The sequence below is a fragment of the Ferrovibrio sp. genome (assembly GCF_036381655.1).
Taxonomy (GTDB): Bacteria; Pseudomonadota; Alphaproteobacteria; order Ferrovibrionales; family Ferrovibrionaceae; genus Ferrovibrio.
In genome coordinates this window covers 28,151-52,317 of the sequence record NZ_DASVCJ010000029.1, presented here as the reverse complement: position 1 = coordinate 52,317, position 24,167 = coordinate 28,151, and the positions used below count along the sequence as shown (strand labels likewise).

Sequence of the window (24,167 nt, the reverse complement as noted above, 5' to 3'; positions counted from 1 at the left end):
CGTCGCCCCACAACCACCGGACGCACCGTGCCGACGCTGAAGCCCGCCATGCCTTTCGCTCGCCTCAACCGCCGCATCGTGCTGGTGGCGCTGCACGACATCGTCATGGCGGCGGTATCCTTCCAGTTGGCGCTCGGCCTGCGCTATTGGCTGGCCGATCTGCCCTGGACGCTGTCCACCTATTGGGAAGCGATGGTCATTTTCGCCGCCGTCGCGGCGGTGGTCTTCCGCTATTCCGGCCTCTATCGCGGCATCTGGCATTTCGCGTCCGTGCGCGACATGCTGGCCATCATGCGGGCCAGTGCATTGGCATTGCTGATTTTCCTGCCGCTGCTGTTTTTCGTCACCCGCCTGGAAAGCTATCCCCGCAGCGCCTTGCTGCTGCAATTCTTCATTCTTGTGCCGCTGCTGGGCGGGCCCCGTCTTCTGTACCGCAGCTGGAAGGACGGCAGCCTGATCGAGCTGTGGAAGCGCGGCGAAGACAAGCGCGTACCGGTCCTGCTGGTCGGCTCGGGCCTGGCGGCGGACGCCTTCATCCGCGAGATGGAACGCAACCGCCAGGCCGGTTATCGCGTGGTCGGCATCATCGACAACAGCGAGGGCCGGCAGGGCCGCGATCTGCGCGGCGTTCGCATCCTCGGCGGTCTCCACGACATTTCCGCGGTCGTGCAGGGCTTGCGCGAGTTCGACCGGCCGCGGCGGATCATCGTCGCCGATGAGCGCCTGGGCGGCGGTGCGATCCGCCAATTGCTGGATGCCGCCACGCCGCTCGGATTGACGGTGGCGCGCCTGCCGCGCCTGACCGAGTTTCGCAAGGAAGGCGAGACGGCGCAGCAATTGCGGCCGATCGATGTCGAAGATCTGCTTGGCCGGCCGCAGCGCGTGCTCAACCGTGCCCCGGTGGCAAAACTCTTTGCCGGCCGCCGCGTCCTGGTTACTGGTGCCGGCGGCACCATCGGGTCCGAGCTGGTGCGCCAGATCGCCGAGCTTGCCCCGTCGCTGGTCGTCCTGTTCGAGCAGAGCGAACATGCGCTTTATCAGATCGACATGGAGATGGCCGAGCGGTTTGCCGCCGTGCCGCGCATGGCCGTTCTGGCCAATGTCCGTTCGCGGGACCGCATCGAACAGGTATTCCGCGAATACCGGCCCGAGATCGTCCTGCATGCAGCCGCCTATAAGCATGTGCCGCTGGTCGAGGGCAATGCCGAGGAAGGCGTGCTGACCAACGCGATCGGCACGCGCGAGCTGGCCGAGGCCTGCCAGCGCCATGGCGTCGAGGCCATGGTCCTGATCTCGACCGACAAGGCGGTCAATCCGACCAATGTCATGGGCGCAACCAAGCGCGTCGCGGAAATGATCTGCCAGAGCCTGGACGTGGCGCAGGCCGGCACGCGTTTCGTCACCGTGCGGTTCGGCAATGTGCTCGGCTCGTCCGGCTCGGTCGTGCCGCTGTTCCAGCGCCAGCTCAGCCAGGGCGGGCCGCTGACGGTCACCCATCCCGACGTGACCCGCTTCTTCATGACCACCCGCGAGGCGGTCGAACTCATCCTGCAGGCGGCGGCCCTGCCGCAGGAGGAACTCAATGGCGGCGGCAAGATATTCGTGCTCGACATGGGCGAGCCGGTGCGGATTCAGGATCTGGCGCGCCAGATGATCCGTCTGGCCGGCCTGAAGCCCGATGTGGATGTGAAGATCGTCTTCACCGGCCTGCGGCCTGGCGAGAAGCTGTACGAAGAAGTGCTGCACCATGACGAGGCGCTGGTGCCGACCTCGCAGGAGGGCATTCTGCTGGCAGCGCCGCGCGTGCTGGATCGGGCCGAGCTGAATGCCGCATTGGATGTGCTGGCGCAGGCAGCCGCAGCGCGCGATACCGCGACCGTGCTGGCGCAGCTGAAAATACTGGTGCCGGAATTCCGGCATGCGCCGCTTGGTCAGGACAAGGATATGCCGGTGCAGGCGGCGACCGCCGCCACATCGGTGGCGGCGGTCGGCGGCGAGTGAAGATCACCCGCGGGCGATCAGTTCGGCCTGCTTGACGATGCCTTCCGCCTGGCGGATCGAGGCGATGTCGATCAGCTTGCCGTCCAGCGCGACGGCGCCCTTGCCTTCCGCCTGCGCCTGTTTCATCGCCTCCAGGATGCGGCGCGCCTTCTTCACCTCTTCCGCGGGCGGCGTGTAGACCTCGTTGGCGAGCGGGATTTGCGAGGGGTGGATCGCCCATTTGCCTTCGCAGCCGAGGATCGCCGCGCGGTTGGCCTGCGCCTTGTAGCCTTCCGCATCGGCGAAGTCGCCGAACGGCCCGTCGATCGGCCGCAAGCCATTGGCGCGGGCCGCCACCACCATGCGGGCGATGGCGTAATGCCACATGTCGCCCCAGAAGAACTCGCGCGGCTTGTCGCCGTCCTTGTCGGTCAGCACGCCATAAAGCGGGTTGGGGCCGCCGATCGAGGTGGTGCGCGCCCGCGTCGAGGCCGAATAATCGGCGACGCCGAAATGCAGGCTTTCCAGCCGCGGCGAAGCGGCGGCGATCTCGTGGATGTTCTGCATGCCCAAGGCGGTTTCGATGATCGCCTCGATGCCGATGCGCTTCTTGAATCCCTTTGCCGCCTCGATCTGGGTCAGCAGCATGTCGACGGCATAGATGTCGGCTGCCGTGCCGACCTTCGGCACCATAACGAGGTCCAGTTTGTCGCCGGCGCCTTCGATCACCTCGACGACATCGCGGTACATGTACTGCGTATCGAGGCCGTTGATGCGCACCGACATCGTCTTGTTGCCCCAGTCGACCTCGTGCAGCGCCTGGATGATATTCTTGCGCGCCTGCGGCTTATCGTCGGGTGCGACGGCATCTTCGAGATCGAGGAAGATCACATCGGCGGCCGACTTGGCGGCTTTTTCGAACAGCTTCGTATTGCTGCCCGGCACCGCGAGTTCACAGCGGTTCAGCCGGGCCGGAGCGGGGGTGATCGTCTTGAAGCTCATGGCGCTTTACTCTCCCTTGAGGTCTTGCTGCATCTGCTAACGGTGCGGCGGCTGCTTGGCAAGCCTGACGTTGGGACAAGAAAGTTACCGATAAAACTATCGGGCCGTCCCGGTTCCCTTGCCGGACGGCCGTGCCAGCGGGTGATGGGCCTGGACCAGCGCCTGTTTACGGGCTTCCAGCACATGCGTGTAGATCTGCGTCGTGCTGATATCGGCATGGCCGAGCATCTTCTGCACGGCGCGCAGATCGGCGCCACGGGCGAGCAGGTGGCTGGCGAAAGCATGACGCAGCACGTGCGGCGAGACTTTCGCCGGCGCAATGCCCGCAGCCACCGCAAGCTCCTTCAACAATTGGCCGAAACGCTGCCGGGTCAGGTGGCCGCTTTCGCCGCGCGAAGGAAACAGCCAGGGCGACGATTGCTTCGGCTGCAGGAAGTCCTTGCGCCAGCCGGCGTAATCCTCGACCGCTTCGCGCGCCGGCTGGCTCAGCGGCACCAGCCGCTCCTTGCCGCCCTTGCCGCGAATCACGAGAAAGCGCGGATCGTCGCCGAAAGGCGGCCAGCGCAGGGAAACCAGTTCGCTTACCCGCAATCCGGTGGCGTAAAGCAGTTCCAGCAGCGCCGTCAGCCGCGCGGCCTCCGCCGGATCGTCGCGCAGGCGGCGCGCTTCCGCCAGCAGGCGGTCGACCTCGTCTTCGCTCAGGATCTTCGGCAGCGGGCGGGCGCGCTTGGGGGCGTCCAGCAGGGCCGCCGGATCGTCCTTGCGGATGCCTTCCTGGGCCAGGAAGCGGAAGAACTGCCGCAGGGCCGAGAGCCGCCGGGCCGCCGTCGTTGGCTTCAGGCCGGCATCGGCCAGGCCTTGCACGTAGAGACGGAGCGCATCGATACCGACCTGCTGCGGGGTCTCTTCGCGGGCGGCGAGAAAGCCGGCGAAATCGGCGAGATCGGTCTGATAGGCGAGCAGGGAATTCTTCGCCAGGCCGCGCTCGGCGCTCAGCATCTCGAGGAAGCTCTCGATATGGCGGCCCAGAGAGTGTCGAGCGGGGGAATGTCGACCGGGAGAATGCCGGTCAGGGGGGCGTCGGTCGGCGCGCGCCATCCTTGGCGCCGTTTCCGCTCAGAAGCCGTGCAGCAGCGCGGCTTCGAGCGCTATCCGCTTGCTGTCGGCAGCGAGGCCGACCTCGCGCAGCGCGCCCAGCGCCGTGGCAAGGCTTTGGCCATCGGCCTTCGCCGTGCCCCGCGGCCCGAGCAGGGCCAGCGCCAGGGCAACCGTCTCGGCCTTGGCCTTGGATTGCGATGCCCGCTGCAAACCGTGCCAGATCACCACCGATGGCACTGCGCCGCTTTCCATGGCGGAGGGCGCAAGCAAGGCCTGCCAGCGGTTCGCCGGCACTGCGATGCCGGCACCCTCCGCCAGCGTCAGCAGCAAGGTGGCGCGCGCATCGCGCTCGGCTTCCGGCTGCGATTGCAGCGTCGCCAGCCAGGCATCGTAACTGCTGTCGCGCCATTGGCCTTCGCTCAACAGCAGCAACGGCCAGAGCTGGGCGGCCATGTCGCCCGCCTTGCCGCGCTCCGGCGGAAGGGTGAGCAAGTTGTTGTACCACAGCCGCGCGATATCCTCGGCCCCGGCGGCCAGCGCCAGGCGTATCACCGCCGGCGCGGCGGAAATGGTCGTCTCGTCCGGCGTCAATCCGCTGAGCAGCGGCTTGTAGACCGCGGCTGTCACCATCAGCAGGTCGCGGCTTTGCGCCAGATCGAAACCCTTCTGCAGCAGCGCGGCGCGCGTCTTCGCATCGGCGGCAGCCTTGGCTTCCTGATAGAGGAGGGCGGCCGCGCGGGCGGATTTTTCCTTGCCCTTGGACAAGGCCGTGCGCTGTGCGTCGCTGATCGGCAGGGCGGCATAGGCCTCGGCGAGCCTGGCGGCCGGGAGGGTGCCATAGAGTACGGCCTTTTCGGCGGCAGCCAGCCGCAATTCCGGATCGGCCTTGTCGTATCCGGCCAGGGCGGCCAGCAGCACCGGCGGCGCGATCTCCAGCATATCCTTGGGCAGCGGCTTGCCGGCCGCCCGCAGCATGGCGAAATGCAGCGGACTGGCGCTGGCGCCGAGCGTTTCGACCTTCACCCGCGCATCGCCGCGCATCGCCGCGGCCAGGGCCGCAAAGGCCGGATCGTCGCCGCCGCCGTCGCGCCACAGGCTGAGCGCCAGATCGCCGCCGGGAATGTCCTTGGCCAGATAGCGGCAGAACACCGCCAGCTTCTGCCAATAGGCCGAGCCGTCTTCGCGCAGGCCCGCCGCGTCGAGTTCGCAGGCGCGGCCAAGATCGTTGCGCAGCAAAGCGGCTTCGACCGGCAGCTGGGTGAAGACGGCATCCTTCAGCAGGGGCGGTTGGGGCTCCGCCAGTTGCTCGGCCTCGCCGATCAGCCCGAGGCGGTAAAGCTGCGTGATGCGCTGTCCCAGCAGGCTCGGGGTGCCCGGCGTGCCGGCCGGCACCTCCGCCGTGGTCAGCAGCAGGCGGCGCTGCAGATCGCGCAGGGCCGGCGCGGGCACCGGAGCGGGCAAGACGGTCAGGAGGCGCATGGCCCGCGGCAGATCGGTGCCCTGCCACATCTCGGCGCCGAGACCGCCATTGTCATCGTCCAGCAAGCCGGCCGTGGACGGGTCGGGCGCCTGAAGCGGCTGGATGACGAATGCCTTCTGCACGCTGCCCTCGGATTCGCTGCCTTCCGAATTGCTGGCGGCGGCCGGCTGGCCGATGGAGGTTTGAGCGCCGATCGGCGGGATGTTGGTCTGCGGCGTATTGGTTTGCGGCGGTGCCGAGATGGCCGGCTCCGGCGGCGCGGGACGTTGCGCGTCCGCATCGCGGCTCGGCGGAATCAGACGAATCGGCTGCGCCCAGGTCGCCGCCCCGCCGGCGACCGCAAGAAGGGTAGCGAGGCCTGCCGCCAGACCGGCCTGTCGGAGTCCCCGCTGCATTCGTCTATTTTCCCAGCCGGTCGGCGGGAATCACCTTTTCCACCTTGGCGCGGGGCGCCGGGATGTTCCAGGTGGCCAGGAAGACGGCACCGCCTCCGAGCAGCAGGACGAGAATCAGCAGCAGGAAAATCGACATACGGGCCATACGGCTTCGGCTCCGGACTGGGCGTGCCGGACGGTCCCGGCCACGCGGTGGAATTGTGGCGCAATTGCTTTATTGTATCGGCGTGGCGCGGTGCAAGCAATGCGCGCGCCCCTGAACGGAGACGACGTGAACATCGGTGCTACAGCGTCTGCCGTCGCCGGCCCATCCGACGAGTCCCCAGCCGACAAGTCGCTGCCTGATGCCACGCCGGCGCCTGGCGACGGAAAACCTGCTCCCGGGCGCACGGCCGGCGCGGCTGCCGCGGCGGGGCCGGCAAGCGCGCTGCGCAGCCTGATTCTGGTCGGGCTGATGGGGGCGGGCAAAAGCTCGGTCGGCCGCCGGCTGGCCGGGGTGCTCGGATTCGATTTCGTCGATGCCGATACCGAGATCGAGAGAGCGGCCGGCGCCACGATCCCGGAGATTTTCGCCGCCCATGGCGAAGCCGCTTTCCGCGACGGCGAGCGCAAGGTGATCGCCCGGCTGTTGCAGCAGCCGCGCATCGTGCTGGCGACCGGCGGCGGCGCCTACATGAATCCCGAAACCCGCGCGCGCATCCGCGCCGCCGGGATTTCCATCTGGCTCAAGGCCGAGCTCGACGTGCTGGTCAAACGCTGCGCCCGGCGCACGCATCGCCCGCTGCTGCAGAACGGCGACATGCGGCAGACCCTGGCCCGGCTGATGGAGGAACGCTATCCGGTCTATGCCGGGGCGGATATCACCGTCATCACCGGCGACGGGCCGCACGAAGACGTGGTCGACGATATCCTGCGCGCCCTGCCGGAGGATTACCGTCACCTGGCTGCGGCGGAAGCCGGCGCCGGGCGGGCAGACATTTCTCGAATGGAGTAGGCGATGAGCCGGAAAGTCCGCGTCGCGCTCGGCGATCGCGCCTATGACATCCTGGTCGATACCGGTCTGATCCAGAAGGCCGGCGAGCATATCGCGCCGCTGCTGCGGCGGCCTTTCGCGGTGATCGTCACCGACGAGAATGTCGCCGCCACGCCGCATCTGCAGGCGCTGCGCCGCGCCCTGGCGCAGAAGAATATCGGCTGCGAGACCGTCATCCTGCCGCCGGGCGAGAGCCAGAAATCCTATGCCGGCTTCGAGCGCCTGTGCGAGGCGCTGCTGGCCCTGAAAGTCGAGCGCCGCGATCACCTGATCGCACTCGGCGGCGGCGTCATCGGCGACCTGGTCGGCTTCGCCGCCGCGGTGCTGCGCCGGGGCATGGATTTCATCCAGGTCCCGACCACGCTGCTGGCGCAGGTCGACAGTTCGGTCGGCGGCAAGACGGCGATCAACAGCCGCCAGGGCAAGAACCTGATCGGCGCCTTCCATCAGCCGCGCCTGGTGCTGGCCGATGTCGACCTGCTCGCCACCCTGCCGGCGCGCGAGTTGCGGGCCGGCTATGCCGAGGTCGTCAAATACGGCCTGCTCGGCGATGCCGATTTCTACGCATGGCTCGAGCGGAACGGCGCCGCGCTGCTGGCCGGCGATGCCGCCTTGCGCATCGAAGCCGTGGCGCGCTGCTGCATGCACAAGGCGCGGATCGTCGCCGCCGACGAGCGCGAGGAGGGCGAGCGGGCCTTGCTCAATCTCGGACATACCTTCGGCCATGCGCTGGAGGCCGAGACCGGCTATTCGCAGCGCCTTCTGCACGGCGAGGGCGTCGCCGTCGGCATGGCGCTCGCCTTCCGCCTTTCGGCCCGGCTCGGCCTATGCGACGCAGCCCTTGCGCCGCGCATCGAGCGCCATCTGAGCGCAAGCGGCCTGCCGGCGCGGCTGACCGATGTCGAGGGCGCCCGGAGCTTCACGCCCGCCGTCCTGCTCGAGCATATGAAGCAGGACAAGAAGGTGCGCGATGGCCATCTGGTCTTCATCCTGGCCGAGGCCATCGGCCAGGCGATCCAGCGCAATGACGTAACGCCGGCGGCGGTCGAGGCCCTGCTGGCCGAACAATTGGCCCGTTCCGCTACTTAGTACAGGCCATGATCGATACCGTCATCGTCGGAACCGCCGCAGCCATTGTCCTGCTGCTGGCGCTGTCGGCTTTCTTCTCCATGTCGGAGACGGGGCTGACGGCGGCATCGCCGCCGCGCATCCATCATCTGGCCGGCGAGGGCAAGCGCGGGGCCAATGCCGTGCTCAAGCTGCTGGAAAGCCGCGAGCTGCTGATCAGTTCGATTCTGCTTGGCAATAATGCGGTCAACATCCTGGCTTCGGCCTTGGCGACAAATCTGCTGATCACGCTGTTCGGCGATGTCGGCGTCGCCTATGCCACCGTGGCGATGACCGTGCTGGTGCTGATCTTCGGCGAGGTGATGCCGAAGACCTATGCGATCAACAAGCCCGAGCGCGTCGCCCTGGCGGTGGCGCCGACCATCGCGGTGCTGATCCGCCTGCTGGCGCCCCTGGTCCGCGCGGTGCAGTGGATCGGCGTGCGCACGCTGCGGCTGTTCGGCGTGCATATCGCGCGCGATCAGCCGCTGACCGCCAGCGAGGAAATCCGCTCGGCGCTGCAGCTGCACGCCGAGGAAGGCCGGATGGTCAAGCACGAGCGCGACATGCTCGGCTCGATCCTCGACCTGGAGGAGGTGCCGGTCGGCGACGTGATGGTGCATCGCCGCAACATGGTGATGCTGGATGCCGACCTGCCGCCGGACGAGCTGGTGCGCCAGGTGCTGGCCAGTCCGCATACCCGCATTCCGATCTGGAAGGGCGATCCGGAGAATGTCATCGGCGTGCTGCATGCGAAGGATCTGCTGCGCGCCCTGGCGGCATCCGGCTTCGATCAGCAGAAGCTCGATCTGCCGCGGCTGCTGACCACGCCCTGGTTCGTGCCGGAGACCACCACGTTGCGCGGCCAGCTCAATGCCTTCCGCCAGCGGCGGGCGCATTTCGCGCTCGTGGTCGACGAGTATGGCGCGATCATGGGGCTGGTGACGCTGGAGGATATTCTCGAGGAGATCGTCGGCGACATCCGCGACGAGCACGATCCGGCCAGCCGGATCTACCGCCTGCAGCCGGACGGATCACTGGTGGTGGACGGCATGGCGACGATCCGCGATATCAACCGGCAGTTCGACTGGCACCTGCCCGACGACGATGCCACCACCATCGCCGGTCTGGTGCTGCACGAGACGCAGACGATTCCCGATCCCGGCCAGGTTTTCATGTTCCACGGTTTCCGCTTCGAGATTCTGCGCCGGCTGCGCCATCAGGTGACGCTGCTGAAACTCACTCCGGCGCCGCCGCCCAATTCTTCCGCCGAAGCGTGAAGCCTTCCGGCCCCGCAGGCCGGTCAGCCTGCCGATTCTTTGAGTTCGGCGTCTTTGAGTTCGGCGTCTTTCGCTTCGGCTGCTCCGTTCGGCGAAAAAACCGCCGTATCGCGGTTGCCCAGGGGCATGCGCGGCAACAGCGCCGAGCCGGCGCCTTCGGGCCGCAGACCGGAGCGCAGGATGAAATAGCCCAGCACGGCGCTGCGGATGCGCGAGGTCAGGGTCTTCTCCCGCCGGGCCGGATCGCGGTCGATCAGGGTGGCAAATGTATGCCGGTCGAGGCCCTCCGCCGCGCAGATCAGGTCCAGGGCGGTCCATTCCAGTTGTTCGAGGCGAATGCTGGTCCGGCCTCGTTCCAGCCGCAGATTGCGGGTCACCAGACTGGAGCCGTTCAACGGCGAATGGGCATGCTGCGGCTGACGCGTAATGGGCATGCCACAACCATTAATAGGCTAGACCCGGATTATCAAATGAAAAGGTTGTAGGTTTTGAAAATTATCAATGCATGAATTATATGTCATGCCACTGTAGGAAGTGCAATCGATCTGATGACTGCTCGCGGGCGTTGTCGTTACGGTCCCGTACCGTCCTCATCCGGCGTGAGAGCGGTGATTGCAAGAGCATGCAGGCCGGCGCCGAATTCCTCGGCAACGAGTTGATGCACCAGCCGCTGGCGTTGCAGCCGGTTCAAACCGCGGAAGCGTTCGGAAACGATGACGAGCTGGAAATGGGTTTCGCCGCCCGGCAGCCCCCTGGTGCCGGCATGGCCCGCATGCCGGGCCGAATCGTCGATAAGCTCCAGCCGGCTGGGTGCCAGGGCTGCCGTCAATTTGCCGCGCATGCGGTCTGCGATCGACATGATAAAAACTCCCGCAAAGCTCAAGAAAAACGCAACAAGGGTCGCCGGAGCAGGATATCGGCAATCGCCTTGCCACTGCCACCGCTTCGACCCATACTTTGACCGTGATGAGTAGAGCCCGTTCCGCCCAGCGAAAAATCCTGCTTGAAGCCGAAGTTGACGTCAGTTTCGGACGGGTGCGCGCACGGATCTGCGACCATCCTGGCTGCCAGGAGGAAGGGGCCTATCCGGCGCCGAAAAGCCGGGAACCGCGCGAGGGACGCTGGCATTTCTGTCTTACCCATGTCCGTCAGTACAATGCCGGCTGGGACTTCTTCCGCGGCATGAGCGCGGCGGATGTGGAACGCTATCAGCGCGAGGATGTTTTGGGCCATCGGCCGACCTGGCGGCTGGGCACCAGGCCGCAGCGCGAGGAGCCGCAGGTCTGGGTCAAGGACGATCTGGGCATTCTTGCCGATGTCGGCATCACCCTCGGCGCCAGCCGGCGGAAATCGCGGGCGGAGCTGCAGTTGCAGCCGCGCGAGCGCGAGGCGCTGACGATGCTGGGCTTCGACCTGGAGACGATCGTGCTGCCGTTGCGGAAGGCCGACATCAAGGCGCAGTACAAGACGATGGTAAAACGCTACCATCCCGATATCCGCGGCGGCGACCGGGCCGCCGAGGAAATGCTCAAAAGCATCAACCAGGCCTATGCCTATCTTCAATCGCGCGGCTATACTTGAGATTGTTCAGGCTGCCCGAGACTTAGCCCAAGAAGACCATTGAGAGTGATATGACGGCCCTCCAGACCAAAACCATTGCCGCGCCAGCCAACGATCTGCCGGATATTACGATTTCCGTCCGCGACGTGTTCGGCGTCGAAAGCGACATGAAGGTGCCTGCCTTCAGCCAGCCGACCGAGCATGTACCCGATCTCGATCCGGCCTACCGCTTCGACCGCGAAACCACGCTCGCGATCCTGGCCGGTTTCGCCTACAACCGCCGCGTCATGGTGCAGGGCTATCACGGCACCGGCAAGTCGACCCATATCGAACAGGTGGCGGCGCGGCTGAACTGGCCCTGCGTGCGCGTCAACCTCGACAGCCATATCAGCCGTATCGACCTGGTCGGCAAGGATGCGATCGTGCTGCGCGACGGCAAGCAGGTCACCGAATTCCGCGAGGGCATTCTGCCCTGGGCGCTGCAGTCGCCGGTAGCGCTGGTCTTCGACGAATACGATGCCGGCCGTCCGGACGTGATGTTCGTGATCCAGCGCGTGCTCGAAGTCGAAGGCAAGCTGACCCTGCTGGACCAGAACCGGGTGATCCGGCCGCACAAGGCCTTCCGTCTGTTCTCCACCGCCAATACGGTCGGCCTGGGCGATACCTCCGGCCTCTATCACGGCACGCAGCAGATCAACCAGGGGCAGATGGACCGCTGGAGCATCGTGACCACGCTGAACTACCTGCCGGCGGAGGACGAGATCGCCATCGTGCTGGCCAAGTCGCCGACCTATACGGGCGAGCAGGGCCGCAAGACGATTCAGAACATGGTGGCCGTGGCCGATCTGACCCGCGCCGGTTTCATGAACGGCGACATCTCGACCGTGATGAGCCCGCGCACCGTGATCACCTGGGCCGAGAATGCGCGCATCTTCGGCAGCGTCGGCTTCGCCTTCCGGCTCACCTTCCTCAACAAATGCGACGAGCTGGAGCGGCCGATGGTTGCCGAATACTACCAGCGCTGCTTCGGCGAGGAGTTGCCCGAGACCGCCGCCAAGGCCGACCTGGTCTAGCCGGCCGGCCGCCGCCGGGATTTTTTGCTCATGGCGAAACCGGAAAGCCCGATCGAACCTTTCAAGCGCGCGCTGACGGCGGCGACGCGGGCGATCTCGCATGACCGCGATCTGCAGGTCAGCTTCGGGCCGGAAACGCCGGGTCTGCGCGGCAAGCGGGCGCGGCTGCCGGTGCCGAGCCGCGATCTGCCGGCCAACGAGGTCGCACAGATCCGCGGCGCTGCCGACGCAATGGCGCTGCGGCTGCGCTATCACGACGACAATCTGCATTCCCGCATGCTGCCGCAGGGCGGCACGGCGCGCGCCGTCTTCGATGCGGTGGAGCAGGCCCGCGTCGAGGCGATCGGCGCCAACAACATGGCCGGCGTGGCGCAGAACCTGACTGCGGCGCTGGAAGAAAGATGCCGCAGCCGCGGCTATGCCAAGATCAAGGATCGCTCCGAAGCCCCCCTGGCGGATGTGCTGGGCCTGATCGCCCGCGAGCGCATGACCGGCGAGTCGATCCCGGACTCCGCCCGCAAGATGGTTTCGCTCTGGCGCGACTGGATCGAGGAGAAGGGCGGCAAGGACCTGGATCACCTCTTCGAGGCGATCCGCGACCAGCGCGCCTATGCCAAAGTCGCCCGCCGCCTGATCAAGGATCTCGAGCTCACCGATGAGGAGGGCGGCGAGATGGATGACGAGGACGAGGGCGAGGATCAGGACACCCAGGGCCAGCAGCCGCAGAGCCAGTCGGAAGGCGAGGATTCCGATCAGGGCGAGGCGGCCACCTCCGGCATGGATCAGGCCGAGGCGGCCGATGCGTCGGCCGGCGAGGCGGCCGAGATGGAAGCCGAGGCCGGCATGGAGCAGGAGGTTGCCGGCTCCGGCGAGGAGGCGGGCAAGGGCCGCCGCCCGCCTTACGGCGATGCCGGCCATAACCGCGAGCCGGGCTACAAGGTCTATACCAAGCAGTTTGACGAGGTGATCGGCGCCGACGATCTGTGCGATGCCGACGAACTGGCGCGCCTGCGGCATCATCTGGACCAGCAGCTCAGCCATCTGCAATCGGTGGTCGGCAAGCTGGCCAACCGCCTGCAGCGCCGCCTGATGGCCAAGCAGTCGCGCTCGTGGCATTTCGACCTTGAGGAAGGCATTCTCGATGCCGCGCGGCTGGCGCGCGTCGTCGCCAATCCGACCCTGCCGCTCAGCTACAAGCAGGAAAGCGACATCGAGTTCCGCGACACCGTGGTCTCGCTGCTGATCGACAATTCCGGCTCGATGCGCGGGCGGCCGATCACGGTCGCCGCCATGTGCGCCGATATCCTGGCCCGCACGCTGGAGCGCTGCGGGGTGAAGGTGGAAATCCTCGGTTTCACGACGCGGGCCTGGAAAGGCGGCCAGAGCCGCGAGAAATGGCTGTCCGACAACAAGCCGGCGCAGCCGGGGCGGCTCAACGATCTGCGCCATATCGTCTACAAGGGCGCCGACGCGCCCTGGCGGCGGGCGCGGCGCAATCTGGGCCTGATGCTGCGCGAGGGCCTGCTGAAGGAGAATATCGACGGCGAGGCGCTGATGTGGGCGCATGAGCGCCTCATCGGCCGGCCCGAGCAGCGCCGCATCCTGATGGTGATTTCCGACGGCGCGCCGGTCGACGATTCGACGCTCTCGGTCAATCCCGGCAATTACCTCGACCGCCATTTGCGCGAGGTGATCGACTGGGTCGAGAAGCGCTCGCCGGTCGAACTGGTCGCCATCGGCATCGGCCATGACGTGACGCGCTATTACAAGCGGGCGGTGACCATCGTCGATGCCGAGCAGCTTGGCGGCGCCATGATGGAAAAGCTCGCCGAGCTGTTCGACGAAACCCCTGCCGCCGCGCAGCCGCCGCGCCGGGGCCGGCGCCGCGCCGCCTGATCAGTTCAGCTTCTTCAGCGAAGCGAGCAGATTGCCCAGGCCGGTCTTGGCCTGCTCGCTCAATCCGTCCGGCGTGCCGGGCACATGATCCGCTTCCGCGGCGGTCTCCGTCCCCGTCTTGCCGGCGCCCGCGCCGCTGCTGGCGCCGAGCGCGCGGTTCATCGCCGCTATCAACTGCGGCAGCGCAATCGGCTTGGCGATGTAGTCGTTCATGCCCGCCGCCAGGTATTTCTCGCGATCGCCCTCCATGGCATTGGCGGTCAGCGCGATGATGGGAATGTCGGCGCAGCCCTGCGGCAGGCTGCGGATCGTCCGGGTCGCCTGCAGGCCGTCCATTTCCGGCATCTGTACATCCATCAGCACGAGATCGTAGGGCGCCTTCTGCACCTGTTCGCAGGCCTCGATCCCGTTGGTGGCGACATCCACCTGGTGGCCAAGCTGGCGCAGCATCAGGCCGATCACCATCTGGTTCACCTGATTGTCCTCGGCAACCAGGATGCGCAGGCTGTTCCGTGTCGCCGGCCCGGCCGCCTGCGCTTCCGCAACCGCGGCCTTGACCGGCTCGCCTTCCGGTAGAGTCACCGAGAACCAGAAGGTGCTGCCTTCGCCCTCGGTGCTCTCGACGCCGACCCGCCCGCCCATCAGTTCGACAAGCTGCTTTGAGATGGCCAGCCCGAGGCCGGTGCCGCCGAAGCGGCGGGCGATCGAGCTGTCGGCCTGCGTAAAGCGGCCGAACAGGCGTTCCATCTTGTCGGCGGCGATGCCGATGCCGGTATCGCGCACGGAAAACCTGATGCGGTGTCTTCCGTCCGGTTCCGCGGCCGATGCCACGGTGATCTCGACCTCGCCCTCATTGGTGAACTTGATCGCGTTGCTGACCAGATTGAACAGAATCTGCCGCAGGCGGCCCGGGTCGCCGCGCAGGAAGCGCGGCAGGGGCGGCTCCTGGCGGCTCGACAGCCGCAGATTCTTGATCACCGCGCGCGGCGTCATCATCGAAACCGAGCTTTCGACGAGCTGCGTCAGATCGAAATCGATGGTTTCGAGGTCGATACGGCCGGCTTCCAGCTTCGAAAGGTCGAGGATGTCGTTGATCAGGGTCAGCAGATGCTCCGCCGATTCGCGCGCCGTGGTGACCAGTCGGCTCTGCGGCACCGACAATTTGGTGTTGAGCAGCAGCCCGATGGCGCCGAGCACGCCGTTCATCGGCGTGCGGATCTCATGGCTCATCATGGCGAGGAATTCCGACTTCGCGCGGCTGGCCGCCTGCGCGCGCTCGGTTTCCTCGGCGAAGCGGTCGGCCAGTTCGCGCAACTGAAAGGCCTGCTGTTCGACCTGCCGGTGCGCCGCTTCCAGCTCGGCGACATGGCGCTCCAGCGCCGCCTGCTGGTCCTTCAGCGCGGTGATGTCGCGTCCGATGCTGACGATGCCGCCTTCGGCGGTGCGCTGCTCCTGCACCAGAAGCCAGCGTCCCTCGATGGTCTGCCGCTCGATGATCGGACCGGGATGGCGGTGCGCCGCCATGCGCTGGGCGACCCATTCCTCCAGGTCGCCGGTGACGACGAACTGGCCGGCGGCGACGCCCAGCCGCAGGGCCTCCTCGAAGCTCATGCCCGGCTTCAGGAATCCCGCCATCTGCGGGTAATAGTCGAGGACGCGCTGGTTGAAGAGCACCACGCGATCGTTCTTGTCGTACAGGATGAAGGCTTCGGTGATGGCGTCGATGCCGTCGCGCAGCTGCTGTTCGGCGCGTTTGATCGCGGTGATGTCGGTGGCGATGCTGACGACGCCGCCATCGACGGTGCGCTCCTCGCGCAGCAGCAGCCAGCGGCCATCGTTCAGCCGGCGCTCGATCGGCCCGGTGGAATTGCGGTGGCTTTCCAGCCGGGCGGCGATCCAGGCCTCGGGATCGGGCGCATTGATCTGGAACAGCTTGCGTTCGACGCCGGTGCGCATCAGTTCCTCGAAGGAGACGCCCGCTCGGATCACATCGGCGAGGCCCCAGAAGTAGTCGACGAAGCGCTGATTGAACAGGACCACGCGGTCGTCGATGTCGTAAAGGACGAAGCCTTCGTTGATCGCCGAGATGGCGTCGCGCAGCAGCTGCTCGGCGCGCTTCAGGTCGGAGATGTCGTCGATGATCGAGATCACGCCGCCATCGGCGGTGCGGTGACGCTGGGTGCGCAGCCAGCGGCCGGGGAAGACTTCGGCATCGATCGGCTGGCCGGAGGGATTGCGGAAGTCGCTTTCCAGCTGTTCGAGATAGCGGCTGACATTGATGTGCTGCGACGTTTCGAGCCGCTTGGCCGCCGTGATGCGGATTAGGTCTTCGTCGCGGATGCCGATGCGCACCATCGCGGGATCGTGGCCGGTCAAATCGTAGAAACGCCGGTTGACCAGCACCAGATAGCCGTCGGCATCGTAGAGCGCGAAGCCGGCGCCGAGCGCGTCGATGGCGTCGCGCAGCCGCTGCTCGGCCAGTTTGAGGTCGGAGATGTCCGACAGGATCGAGATGATGCCGCCTTCCGCCGTGCGGTAGCGCGTGGTGCGGAACCAGCGTCCCGGCGCATACTGGTTGTCGATCGGCCGGCCGGTCGGATTTTCGTAATCGCGTTCCAGTGCGCGGATGAAGGCGGTATGGCCTGAGCTGCCGACATTGCCCAGCCAGCGCTGGTTCAGGTCGCGGACCACCTCGCGGTAATGCGTTCCGACGCCGATCTTGTGCGGATCGAGGCCGCTCAACTGGTAGAAGCGCTGATTCGCCAGGGCGATCCTACCCTGGAAATCGTAGATGACGAAACCGTCCGACAGGCTTTCGATCGCTTCGCGCAGGCGGAGCTGCGCGGCGCGGGTGCGCCCCGTCTGCCGCTGCAGCACGGAGAGGAAGATGCCGGCCGCCATGGTCGCTATGATGAAGGCCAGGATGCTGTAGCCGACATTGTCGCGCCAGTTGGCCAGGATGGAATCGACGGAAATGCCGGCGACGACGATCAGCGGATAGCCATCGACGCGGCGGAAGGCGACATAGCGCGGCGGTTCGTCCGCCCGGTCGGAGAGGAACAGGCCGGAACTGGCATCGGCAAAGCGCGGCTGCAGGATCGGCGTATAGGGCGTCATGCCGCCGATCGAGCCGCCGCCATCCGGTATGCTGGCCAGACGCACGCCCGAGGCATGCAGCAGGCTAAGCGAGTTGCTGCTGGAGATCAGGGCCTCGCGATAGAAGGCCATGAAGTAATCCGGCTCGATCGCGGCGAGGATGACGCCGCCGAAGCTGCCGTCGGGCTTGTTGAACCGGCGGCTGGCGCTGATGAACCAGCGATTGCTGATCCGGCTGTAGACCGGCTCGCCGATGTAAAGGCCGGCATAGGGATGCTGCTGGTGGATATGGAAGTAATCGCGATCGGTGCCGTCGAACGGACGCGGCTGCGGCACGCCGCTGTCGATCAGCGCCTTGCCGTTCTCGTCCAGCACCAGATAGGCGCGGATCTGCGGCAGCTCGGAAAGCCGCGCGTTCATGCGCTCGCGCAGCGCCGATAAGGTGCCGACCGGATTGGTGCCCGCCATGCCGCTCAGCGTTTCGGAGTAATTCAGCAGGAAAATGTCGACGGCGGCAAAGGTGCGGCCGGCATGCTCGTCGAGGATGGTGGCCAACGAGCGCGCGGTGGCCTTTCCCGCCGCAATCTCGTCATGATACTGCCGGTAGAGTTGCCAGCTCAGGATGCCGGCCAGCAGCAGCAGCAGCACCCCGACGAAGAGCGCCGGCGCAAGGATCGCCGATCTCAGGGCGGTCCGGGGCTCGGCTGATCGGGCGGAAACGGTGATTCCTGTCGGCATGGCCTCACTGGACTGGCTTTATGGAAGCATACCGGATGGACTCTCCCTCACAAAGCAAAGCTTGCCGCAGCAAGGGTGGCATGGCCGCCGCTAAAGCGCTGATCGCCTGGCTTTTTTGCCTGGGACTGGCGGGTTTGCCGCAACTCTCGATGGCGCAGGCCTCCAAAGCGCAGTCGGCATCCGCGCCGGCGCAGCCCGGCCCGCCCTTGACGGTGCGCAGCGCCTTACTCGATCTCAACCCCGAGCAGCCCGGCTTGAGCCATCTGGGCAGCCTGACCTATCTCGGTGGTCTGGTGCTGGCCAGCGACGACGAGCGCTTCGGCGGCTATTCCGGCCTCGTCGTCGATGCCGACGGCAGGGGATTATGGGCGATCTCCGATCTCGGCCACTGGCTGCGGCTCGATTTCGCTCTCGACGGCAGGGGCGTGCCGGCCGCGATCCGCCAGGCGCGCATCCTGCCGCTGCGCGATGCCAAGGGCCGGCAACTGGAGCGCAAGCACGATGCCGATGCCGAATCGCTGCGGCGCAGCGCCGACGGCCATTGGCTGGTCGGCTTCGAGCACTGGCATCGCGTCTGGGTCTATGACGAACCGGGCGGCCCGGCGATGATGGCGCTGCCGCTGCCGCCGGCGGCCACCGACCAGCCCGCCAATGGCGGCGTGGAGGCGATGGCGGCATTGCCGCAGGATGGTCTTCTGCTGTTCAGCGAGAATCTGGAGCTTGCCGATGCCGACGGAAAATTGGCCGGGGCCGCCTGGCTGCGCCGCAATGGCTGCTGGGAGGAACGCCGCTGGCCGAAAAGCGGCGATTTCCGGCCGACCGACGCGACGGCCCTGCCGAATGGCGATGTCGTGGTGCTGGAGCGCTATTTCACGGTGCTGGTCGGCCCGAAGGCGCGGCTGCGCCTGATCCCGGCGGCGGCTGTGAACGAGGCGCGGCTGGAGGCGACCACCCTGGCGGAATGGGCGCGTCCGGTTTCGATCGACAATATGGAGGCGCTGGATGCGCGCCGCGCCGCCGACGGTTCGGCCTGGCTGTATGTGATGTCGGACGACAACCGGAACGGCCTGCAGCGGACCCTGCTCATGGTCTTCCGGCTCGGGCCCTGATGCGGGCGCTTGATACAGGCGCTGACTCCGGCACCGAAACGACAACGCCCGCCGGCTGGTGGACCGGCGGGCGCTGCGGATTTCAGGGTCGGCTCAGGCGGCCTGCTTGGCAGCCAGCGCCTTCTTGATCTTGCGCTTCAGCACCTTGGCCTCGTCCGAGAGGCGCGTATCGCTGGTCTTGAGCAGCCAATTGTCGATGCCGCCGTTATGCTCGACCGAGCGCAGGCCATGCGAGGACACCCGCAGCGTCACGTTACGGCCCAGCGCCTCGCTGATCAGCGTGACGGCATGCAGGTTCGGCAGGAAACGACGCCGGGTCTTGTTGTTGGCGTGGCTGACGTTATTGCCGGTCCGAACGCCCTTGCCGGTCACATCGCAGCGGCGAGCCATGGTAAACCTCTTAATGAAGTCGGTGTTTCTGCAAATTTGGCGGCTGGTTATAGGGGCTGGTCCACCCGCCGTCAACACGAAAGCCCCCTGCATTCTGGCTTTCGTGACAGGCTCAAGTTGACTTACCCGGTTTCAGCCCGTATACAGCGGGACCGAATTTGTCCGGGGGGCCTCACCAGGCCCCCTATTTACGCGTGTTATTGGCCATTTTCGTTGGAATTCCGCGACGAAAATCGGCTTGGTGAAACGGAGAGCGGTTGTGAAACGGACCTATCAACCCAGCAAGCTGGTGCGCAAGCGCCGCCACGGTTTCCGCGCCCGCATGGCCACCAAGGGCGGCCAGAAGGTGCTGGCCAATCGGCGCGCCATCGGCCGCAAGAAACTCTCGGCCTAATTTTTCCGATGGCGACAGGCGGCGTCGAGCGACTCCGCCGCCGCGCGGATTATCTCCGGGTGCAGGCGGCCGACCGACGGGCGGCATTGCCGGGCCTGTTGCTGCAAGCTGCCCCCGGGGAGGACGATATGCGCCGGGTCGGTTTCACCGCATCGCGCAAGGTCGGCAATGCAGTGACGCGCAACCGGGCGCGGCGCCGGCTCAAGGCCCTGGCGGGCGAGGTCCTGCCGCAGCATGCCGCGCCGGGTTATGACTATGTCCTGGTCGCGCGGCAGGCGACGCCGGCGCGGGACTTCGCGGCGTTGCGCCGGGACCTGGAAAACGCCTTGAAAAAGCTGAAGCTCTGGCACCGGCAGGACGGGGGTGCGGCATGACGCCGCTGGCGCGTCTTGCGGCGCTTCCGGTGCAGGCCTATCGGTTGTTCCTGTCGCCCTGGCTGGGCCATAACTGCCGCTATCAACCGACCTGTTCCTGCTATGCGCTCGAGGCGCTGGAGAAACACGGCGGGGTGAAAGGCAGTTATCTCGCCATTCGCCGGCTTGCCCGCTGCCATCCCCTGGGCGGCAGCGGCTTCGATCCGGTGCCGCCGGTGCGATCCGCGCCGGCCGCGCCGAAGACTTCATCCGTGCAACAAGGCTCTGTCTGATGTCCGACCAGAAGAATCTCATTATCGCGATCGCCGTGTCGGTGGCGATCCTGCTGGGCTTCCAGTTCTTCGTCGAAAAGCCGCGCCAGGACCGCCTGCGCGAGCAGCAGGCGACGCAGCAGCAGGCGACGGCCGGACAATCGAACGCTCCGGCGCCATCGGGCGGCGCCAAGCCGGGCAGTGCCGAACTGCCGCAACTGCCGAGCCTGGCGCAGCAGGCCGCCGGGCAGACCCTCAGCCGCGAGAAGGCGCTGGCCGAGACGCCGCGCGTGAAGATCGAGGGCAAGCGCCTGACCGGCTCGATCAATCTGCTCGGCGCCCGCATCGACGACATCGTGCTGCCGGAATACAAGGAAACCATCGAGCCCGACAGCGCGCCGATCCATCTGCTCTCGCCGGCCGGCGGCCCCGAGCCGTATTACGCCGAGTTCGGCTGGACTGCGAGCGGCGACGGCGTTGCCCTGCCGAACGGCCAGACCCGCTGGACCGCCGACAAGCAGGTGCTGCGCACCAACGAGCCGGTGACGCTGACCTGGGATAACGGACAGGGCCTCGTCTTCACCCGCGTCATCAAGGTCGACGACAATTTCATGTTCACCGTCACCCAGAAGGTCGAGAACAAGGGCGACAAGCCGGTGACGCTGTTCCCCTATGCGCTGGTTTCGCGCCACGGCACGCCGACCACGGCGGGGCTCTACATCCTGCATGAAGGCCCGCTCGGCGTCTTCCGCGAGAAGGCCGACGACAACGGCACGCTGAAGGAGTTCAGCTACAAGGATCTGGCCGGCGAGAAGGCGCAGGAATTCGACTCGGTCGGAGGCTGGCTCGGCATCACCGACAAATATTGGGAAGCCGCCCTGATCCCGGGCCTGGATCAGCATGTGAAGGCGCGCTTCAGCCATGTGCCGGCCGCGAATGGCGTGGCCGAGCGCTATCAGGTCGATTATCTCGGCGGCGGCAAGCAGGTCGAGCCGGGCAAATCGGTCGAGACCACGGGCATGCTGTTCGCCGGCGCCAAGGAGGTGAAGCTGATCGACCGGTATGAAGAGGAACTGCATATCCCGCGCTTCGATCTCTCGATCGACTGGGGCTGGTTCTATTTCCTCACCCGGCCGATGTTCTTCACCATCGACTTCTTCTATCACCTGATCGGCAATATCGGCCTCGCCATGCTGGCGGTGACCGTGATCGTCAAGGTGCTGTTCTTCCCCCTGGCGTACAAATCCTACGTCTCCATGAGCGCGATGAAGAAGCTGCAGCCGGAGATGCAGAAGCTGCGCGAGCGCTACGCCGACAACCGAGAGATGATGCAGAAGGAGCTGATGGCGCTCTACAAGAAGGAGAAAGTCAATCCGGCCGCCGGCTGTCTGCCGATCTTCCTGCAGATTCCGGTCTTCTTCTCGCTCTACAAGGTGCTTTACATCACCATCGAGATGCGGCATGCGCCGTTCTTCGGCTGGATCCACGATCTCTCGGCGCCGGATCCGACGTCGTGGATCAACGGCTTCGGCCTGCTGCCCTGGGCGGTGCCCGATCTCGGCCCGCTGCATATCGTCTCGCTCGGCGTCTGGCCGATCATCATGGGCATCACCATGTTCCTGCAGATGAAGATGAATCCGACGCCGCCCGATCCGGTGCAGGCGAAGATTTTCACCTTCATGCCGATCGTCTTCACCTTCATGCTCGGCCGCTTCGCCGCCGGCCTGGTGATCTACTGGAGCTGGAACAACACGCTCTCCGTCCTGCAGCAATACGTGATCATGAAGCGGATGGGGGTGAAGATCGGCGGCGGCGCCGAAAAGCCCGCGCCGAAACCGGCAAAGTAGGAATGTCCTGCGATGGCCGATCTGCCGGCCGCTACGGAAGAGATCGCACCGGCCGCGCTTGAGCGCGGCCGGCTGCTTTTCGTCGGCTCCTGCGAGTTCTTCGCCGGCGCCATGACCATGGCCCAGCTGCCGCCGGCGCGCGGCCCGGAAATCGCCTTCGCCGGGCGTTCCAATGTCGGCAAATCCTCGCTGATCAACGCGCTGACCGGGCGCAAGGCGCTGGCGCGCACCTCCAACACGCCGGGCCGCACCCAGCAGCTCAATTTCTTCGATCTCGGCAACGGCACGCTGACCCTCGTCGATCTGCCGGGCTATGGCTATTCGGCGGTCGGCAAGGCCAAGGCCGCTGCCTGGACCGAGACGACGCGCGCCTACCTCAAGGGCCGGCCGGAATTGCTGCGGGTCTGCCTGCTGGTCGACAGCCGGCATGGCCTGAAGCCCGGCGACGAGGACATCATGACGCTGCTGGACAAATCGGCGGTGGTCTATCAGGTGGTGCTGACCAAGGCGGACAAGACCGGCCCCGCCGAGCTGGCCAGGGTGAAGTCCGCCACGGCGGCGGCGCTGTCCCGCCATGTCGCGGCCCATCCCGTCATCCGCGTGACCTCCAGTCAGACCGCCAGCGGCATCGCCGAACTGCGCGCCGAGCTTGCCGCCCTGGCCCCGGCGACCGTATAACCCCCGGAACGACCGTATCCGACCCGTCCGACCCAAGAGCCCCGCCATGAAGACTGCCGGCCCCAAGCCTCTCGAAGCGCATCTGCAGGAAACCGCCAAGGTCCTTTCCGAGGCTCTGCCCTATATGCGCCGCTTCGCCGGCCAGACCATGGTGATCAAATATGGCGGTCATGCCATGGGCGACGAGGAACTGGCGCATCAATTCGCCCGCGACGTCGTGCTGATCAAGCAGGTCGGCATCAATCCGATCGTCGTCCATGGCGGCGGCCCGCAGATCGGCGCCATGTTGGAGCGGCTCAAGATCAAGAGCGAGTTCGTCGACGGGCTGCGGGTGACCGATCAGGCGACCGTCGAGATCGTCGAGATGGTACTGGCCGGCTCGATCAACAAGCAGATCGTGTCCGCCATCGGCACCGCGGGCGGCACGGGCATCGGCCTGTCGGGCAAGGACGGCAAGCTGATCGAGGCGCGCAAGCTGCGCCGTTCCGTGCGCGATCCCGGCTCCAATATCGAGAAGCTGCTCGATCTCGGCTTCGTCGGCGAGCCGGTGCGGATCAACCCGGAAATCCTGCGCACCCTGCAGAATTCAAACGTCATCCCCGTCGTGGCGCCGATCGGCGTCGGCGAGAACGGCGAGACCTACAACATCAATGCCGACACCTCGGCCGGCGCGATCGCCGCGGCTGTCGGCGCCAGCAAGCTGCTGATGCTGACCGATGTCGCCGGCGTGCTGAACAAGGACAAGAAGCTGATCCCGACGCTCACCGCCAAGGAGGCGCTGATGCTGATGGGCGACGGCACCATTTCCGGCGGTATGATCCCGAAGGTGGAAACCTGCCTGGATGCCGTGCGCGGCGGCGTGCAGGCGGCGCATATCCTGGATGGCCGCATTCCGCATGTGCTGCTGCTCGAACTGTTCACGCCGCATGGCGTCGGCACGATGATCGAGCGGACGCCCTGACGATCGTTCCGGGAATACGTCGTTCAATCGTAAAATTCACCCTCGTCGCCGACGAGGCGGGCGTTCAATTGACCGGCCAGTTGCGCGGCGATGCGCCGCATCGTCGAGTTGGGGGAACTGAAATCGTCCGTCACCGCAAGTGAGATGCGGCCTCCCGGCATCCAGCGGGAAAAACGCCCCCAGCGTTGATCGGGCAGCAGGATTTCGGTGTCGCCACCGAAGTTGCTGATTTTATGCTTTCGCCGGTTTTCGGGTTGCCGGCCTTGACGTTGCCTTCCGCTATCCGGACGCCCTCGATTTGCGCCACGGCCGCGCGCCACTCGGCGAGATCGATCGGGTCGCCTCAATGTCATCGAGCAGTCGTTCGATATGCACTTCGCAGGCCGTGCTTCAAATTCTGCCGGCCGCCGCGACGAATTGCAATC

General features: G+C 66.2%; 23 protein-coding genes. 14 read left to right on the top strand and 9 right to left on the bottom strand.

Features of this window, described 5'->3' with window-relative positions; translation table 11 throughout:
- Positions 1-48 precede the first annotated feature (48 nt).
- Complete coding sequence (locus tag VF194_RS06165; protein WP_330889085.1) at positions 49-2,001, top strand: nucleoside-diphosphate sugar epimerase/dehydratase; 1,953 nt, start codon at positions 49-51, stop codon at positions 1,999-2,001.
- Positions 2,002-2,004: 3 nt separating this feature from the next.
- Here VF194_RS06165 and VF194_RS06160 read toward each other — a convergent pair whose 3' ends face one another.
- From VF194_RS06160 to VF194_RS06145, 4 genes are all read right to left on the bottom strand, one after another.
- Positions 2,005-2,982 carry a CoA ester lyase gene (locus tag VF194_RS06160; protein ID WP_330889083.1) on the bottom strand — a complete coding sequence of 326 codons (978 nt, stop codon included), beginning with the start codon at positions 2,980-2,982 and terminating at the stop codon, positions 2,005-2,007.
- Between the two features lie 96 nt (positions 2,983-3,078).
- A complete protein-coding gene (locus VF194_RS06155; RefSeq protein WP_414656077.1) occupies positions 3,079-4,080 on the bottom strand; it encodes a site-specific tyrosine recombinase XerD in 1,002 nt (333 codons plus the stop codon).
- Between the two features lie 18 nt (positions 4,081-4,098).
- Positions 4,099-5,955: a hypothetical protein gene (locus tag VF194_RS06150; protein ID WP_330889081.1), complete on the bottom strand. Its 1,857-nt coding sequence runs from the start codon at positions 5,953-5,955 to the stop codon at positions 4,099-4,101.
- A gap of 4 nt (positions 5,956-5,959) precedes the next feature.
- The gene (locus VF194_RS06145; protein WP_330889079.1) at positions 5,960-6,100 is read right to left on the bottom strand and encodes a hypothetical protein; all 141 of its coding nucleotides are present in this window, start codon (positions 6,098-6,100) and stop codon (positions 5,960-5,962) included.
- 126 nt (positions 6,101-6,226) lie between these two features.
- Between VF194_RS06145 and VF194_RS06140 the strand changes: the two genes are divergently transcribed.
- Genes VF194_RS06140 through VF194_RS06130 form a run of 3 tightly spaced genes read left to right on the top strand, consistent with a single transcriptional unit; the run spans position 6,227 to position 9,375 of the window.
- The gene (locus tag VF194_RS06140) at positions 6,227-6,949 is read left to right on the top strand and encodes a shikimate kinase (RefSeq protein ID WP_414656076.1); all 723 of its coding nucleotides are present in this window, start codon (positions 6,227-6,229) and stop codon (positions 6,947-6,949) included.
- A 3-nt stretch (positions 6,950-6,952) separates the two neighbouring features.
- Entirely contained in the window at positions 6,953-8,077 is a 1,125-nt protein-coding gene (aroB, locus tag VF194_RS06135; RefSeq protein WP_330889077.1) for a 3-dehydroquinate synthase, read from the top strand.
- Positions 8,078-8,085: 8 nt separating this feature from the next.
- The gene (locus tag VF194_RS06130) at positions 8,086-9,375 is read left to right on the top strand and encodes an HlyC/CorC family transporter (RefSeq protein ID WP_330889076.1); all 1,290 of its coding nucleotides are present in this window, start codon (positions 8,086-8,088) and stop codon (positions 9,373-9,375) included.
- 23 nt (positions 9,376-9,398) lie between these two features.
- On the opposite strand, the gene VF194_RS06125 is transcribed toward VF194_RS06130, so the two are convergent.
- Complete coding sequence (locus VF194_RS06125) at positions 9,399-9,809, bottom strand: ribbon-helix-helix domain-containing protein (protein ID WP_330889074.1); 411 nt, start codon at positions 9,807-9,809, stop codon at positions 9,399-9,401.
- Positions 9,810-9,946: 137 nt separating this feature from the next.
- Positions 9,947-10,234, bottom strand: coding sequence for a BolA family protein (locus tag VF194_RS06120; protein WP_330889072.1), 288 nt, complete (start codon positions 10,232-10,234; stop codon positions 9,947-9,949).
- Between the two features lie 107 nt (positions 10,235-10,341).
- Here VF194_RS06120 and VF194_RS06115 point away from each other — a divergent pair, with 107 nt between their 5' ends.
- Genes VF194_RS06115 through cobT form a run of 3 tightly spaced genes read left to right on the top strand, consistent with a single transcriptional unit; the run spans position 10,342 to position 13,904 of the window.
- Complete coding sequence (locus tag VF194_RS06115) at positions 10,342-10,956, top strand: DnaJ domain-containing protein (protein ID WP_330889070.1); 615 nt, start codon at positions 10,342-10,344, stop codon at positions 10,954-10,956.
- Between the two features lie 50 nt (positions 10,957-11,006).
- The gene (gene cobS, locus VF194_RS06110; protein WP_330889068.1) at positions 11,007-12,008 is read left to right on the top strand and encodes a cobaltochelatase subunit CobS; all 1,002 of its coding nucleotides are present in this window, start codon (positions 11,007-11,009) and stop codon (positions 12,006-12,008) included.
- A 30-nt stretch (positions 12,009-12,038) separates the two neighbouring features.
- The gene (cobT, locus tag VF194_RS06105) at positions 12,039-13,904 is read left to right on the top strand and encodes a cobaltochelatase subunit CobT (RefSeq protein WP_330889066.1); all 1,866 of its coding nucleotides are present in this window, start codon (positions 12,039-12,041) and stop codon (positions 13,902-13,904) included.
- Here the strand turns inward: cobT and VF194_RS06100 are convergent, their stop codons facing one another.
- Complete coding sequence (locus VF194_RS06100; RefSeq protein ID WP_330889064.1) at positions 13,905-17,738, bottom strand: PAS-domain containing protein; 3,834 nt, start codon at positions 17,736-17,738, stop codon at positions 13,905-13,907.
- Between the two features lie 80 nt (positions 17,739-17,818).
- Between VF194_RS06100 and VF194_RS06095 the strand changes: the two genes are divergently transcribed.
- The gene (locus VF194_RS06095) at positions 17,819-18,847 is read left to right on the top strand and encodes an esterase-like activity of phytase family protein (RefSeq protein WP_330889062.1); all 1,029 of its coding nucleotides are present in this window, start codon (positions 17,819-17,821) and stop codon (positions 18,845-18,847) included.
- A gap of 93 nt (positions 18,848-18,940) precedes the next feature.
- On the opposite strand, the gene rpmB is transcribed toward VF194_RS06095, so the two are convergent.
- Positions 18,941-19,237 carry a 50S ribosomal protein L28 gene (gene rpmB, locus VF194_RS06090; protein ID WP_330889060.1) on the bottom strand — a complete coding sequence of 99 codons (297 nt, stop codon included), beginning with the start codon at positions 19,235-19,237 and terminating at the stop codon, positions 18,941-18,943.
- 259 nt (positions 19,238-19,496) lie between these two features.
- On the opposite strand from rpmB, the gene rpmH reads away from it, so the two are divergent.
- The 6 genes from rpmH to argB are packed head-to-tail and all read left to right on the top strand — an operon-like array spanning position 19,497 to position 23,742.
- A complete protein-coding gene (rpmH, locus tag VF194_RS06085; protein ID WP_298722719.1) occupies positions 19,497-19,631 on the top strand; it encodes a 50S ribosomal protein L34 in 135 nt (44 codons plus the stop codon).
- 8 nt (positions 19,632-19,639) lie between these two features.
- Positions 19,640-20,005 (top strand): ribonuclease P protein component, encoded by a 366-nt coding sequence (gene rnpA / locus VF194_RS06080; protein WP_330889054.1) that lies wholly within the window; start codon positions 19,640-19,642, stop codon positions 20,003-20,005.
- On the top strand, positions 20,002-20,277 hold the full coding sequence (gene yidD, locus VF194_RS06075; protein ID WP_330889053.1) for a membrane protein insertion efficiency factor YidD: 276 nt from the start codon (positions 20,002-20,004) through the stop codon (positions 20,275-20,277). The genes rnpA and yidD overlap by 4 nt, the downstream gene beginning before the upstream one ends.
- Positions 20,277-22,103: a membrane protein insertase YidC gene (gene yidC, locus VF194_RS06070; protein ID WP_330889050.1), complete on the top strand. Its 1,827-nt coding sequence runs from the start codon at positions 20,277-20,279 to the stop codon at positions 22,101-22,103. The genes yidD and yidC overlap by 1 nt, the downstream gene beginning before the upstream one ends.
- A 12-nt stretch (positions 22,104-22,115) precedes the next feature.
- Positions 22,116-22,781, top strand: coding sequence for a ribosome biogenesis GTP-binding protein YihA/YsxC (gene yihA / locus VF194_RS06065; RefSeq protein WP_330889048.1), 666 nt, complete (start codon positions 22,116-22,118; stop codon positions 22,779-22,781).
- 46 nt (positions 22,782-22,827) lie between these two features.
- Entirely contained in the window at positions 22,828-23,742 is a 915-nt protein-coding gene (gene argB / locus VF194_RS06060) for an acetylglutamate kinase (protein WP_330889046.1), read from the top strand.
- Between the two features lie 23 nt (positions 23,743-23,765).
- Here argB and VF194_RS06055 read toward each other — a convergent pair whose 3' ends face one another.
- Positions 23,766-24,062 carry a hypothetical protein gene (locus tag VF194_RS06055; protein WP_330889044.1) on the bottom strand — a complete coding sequence of 99 codons (297 nt, stop codon included), beginning with the start codon at positions 24,060-24,062 and terminating at the stop codon, positions 23,766-23,768.
- Between the last annotated feature and the right edge of the window lie 105 nt (positions 24,063-24,167).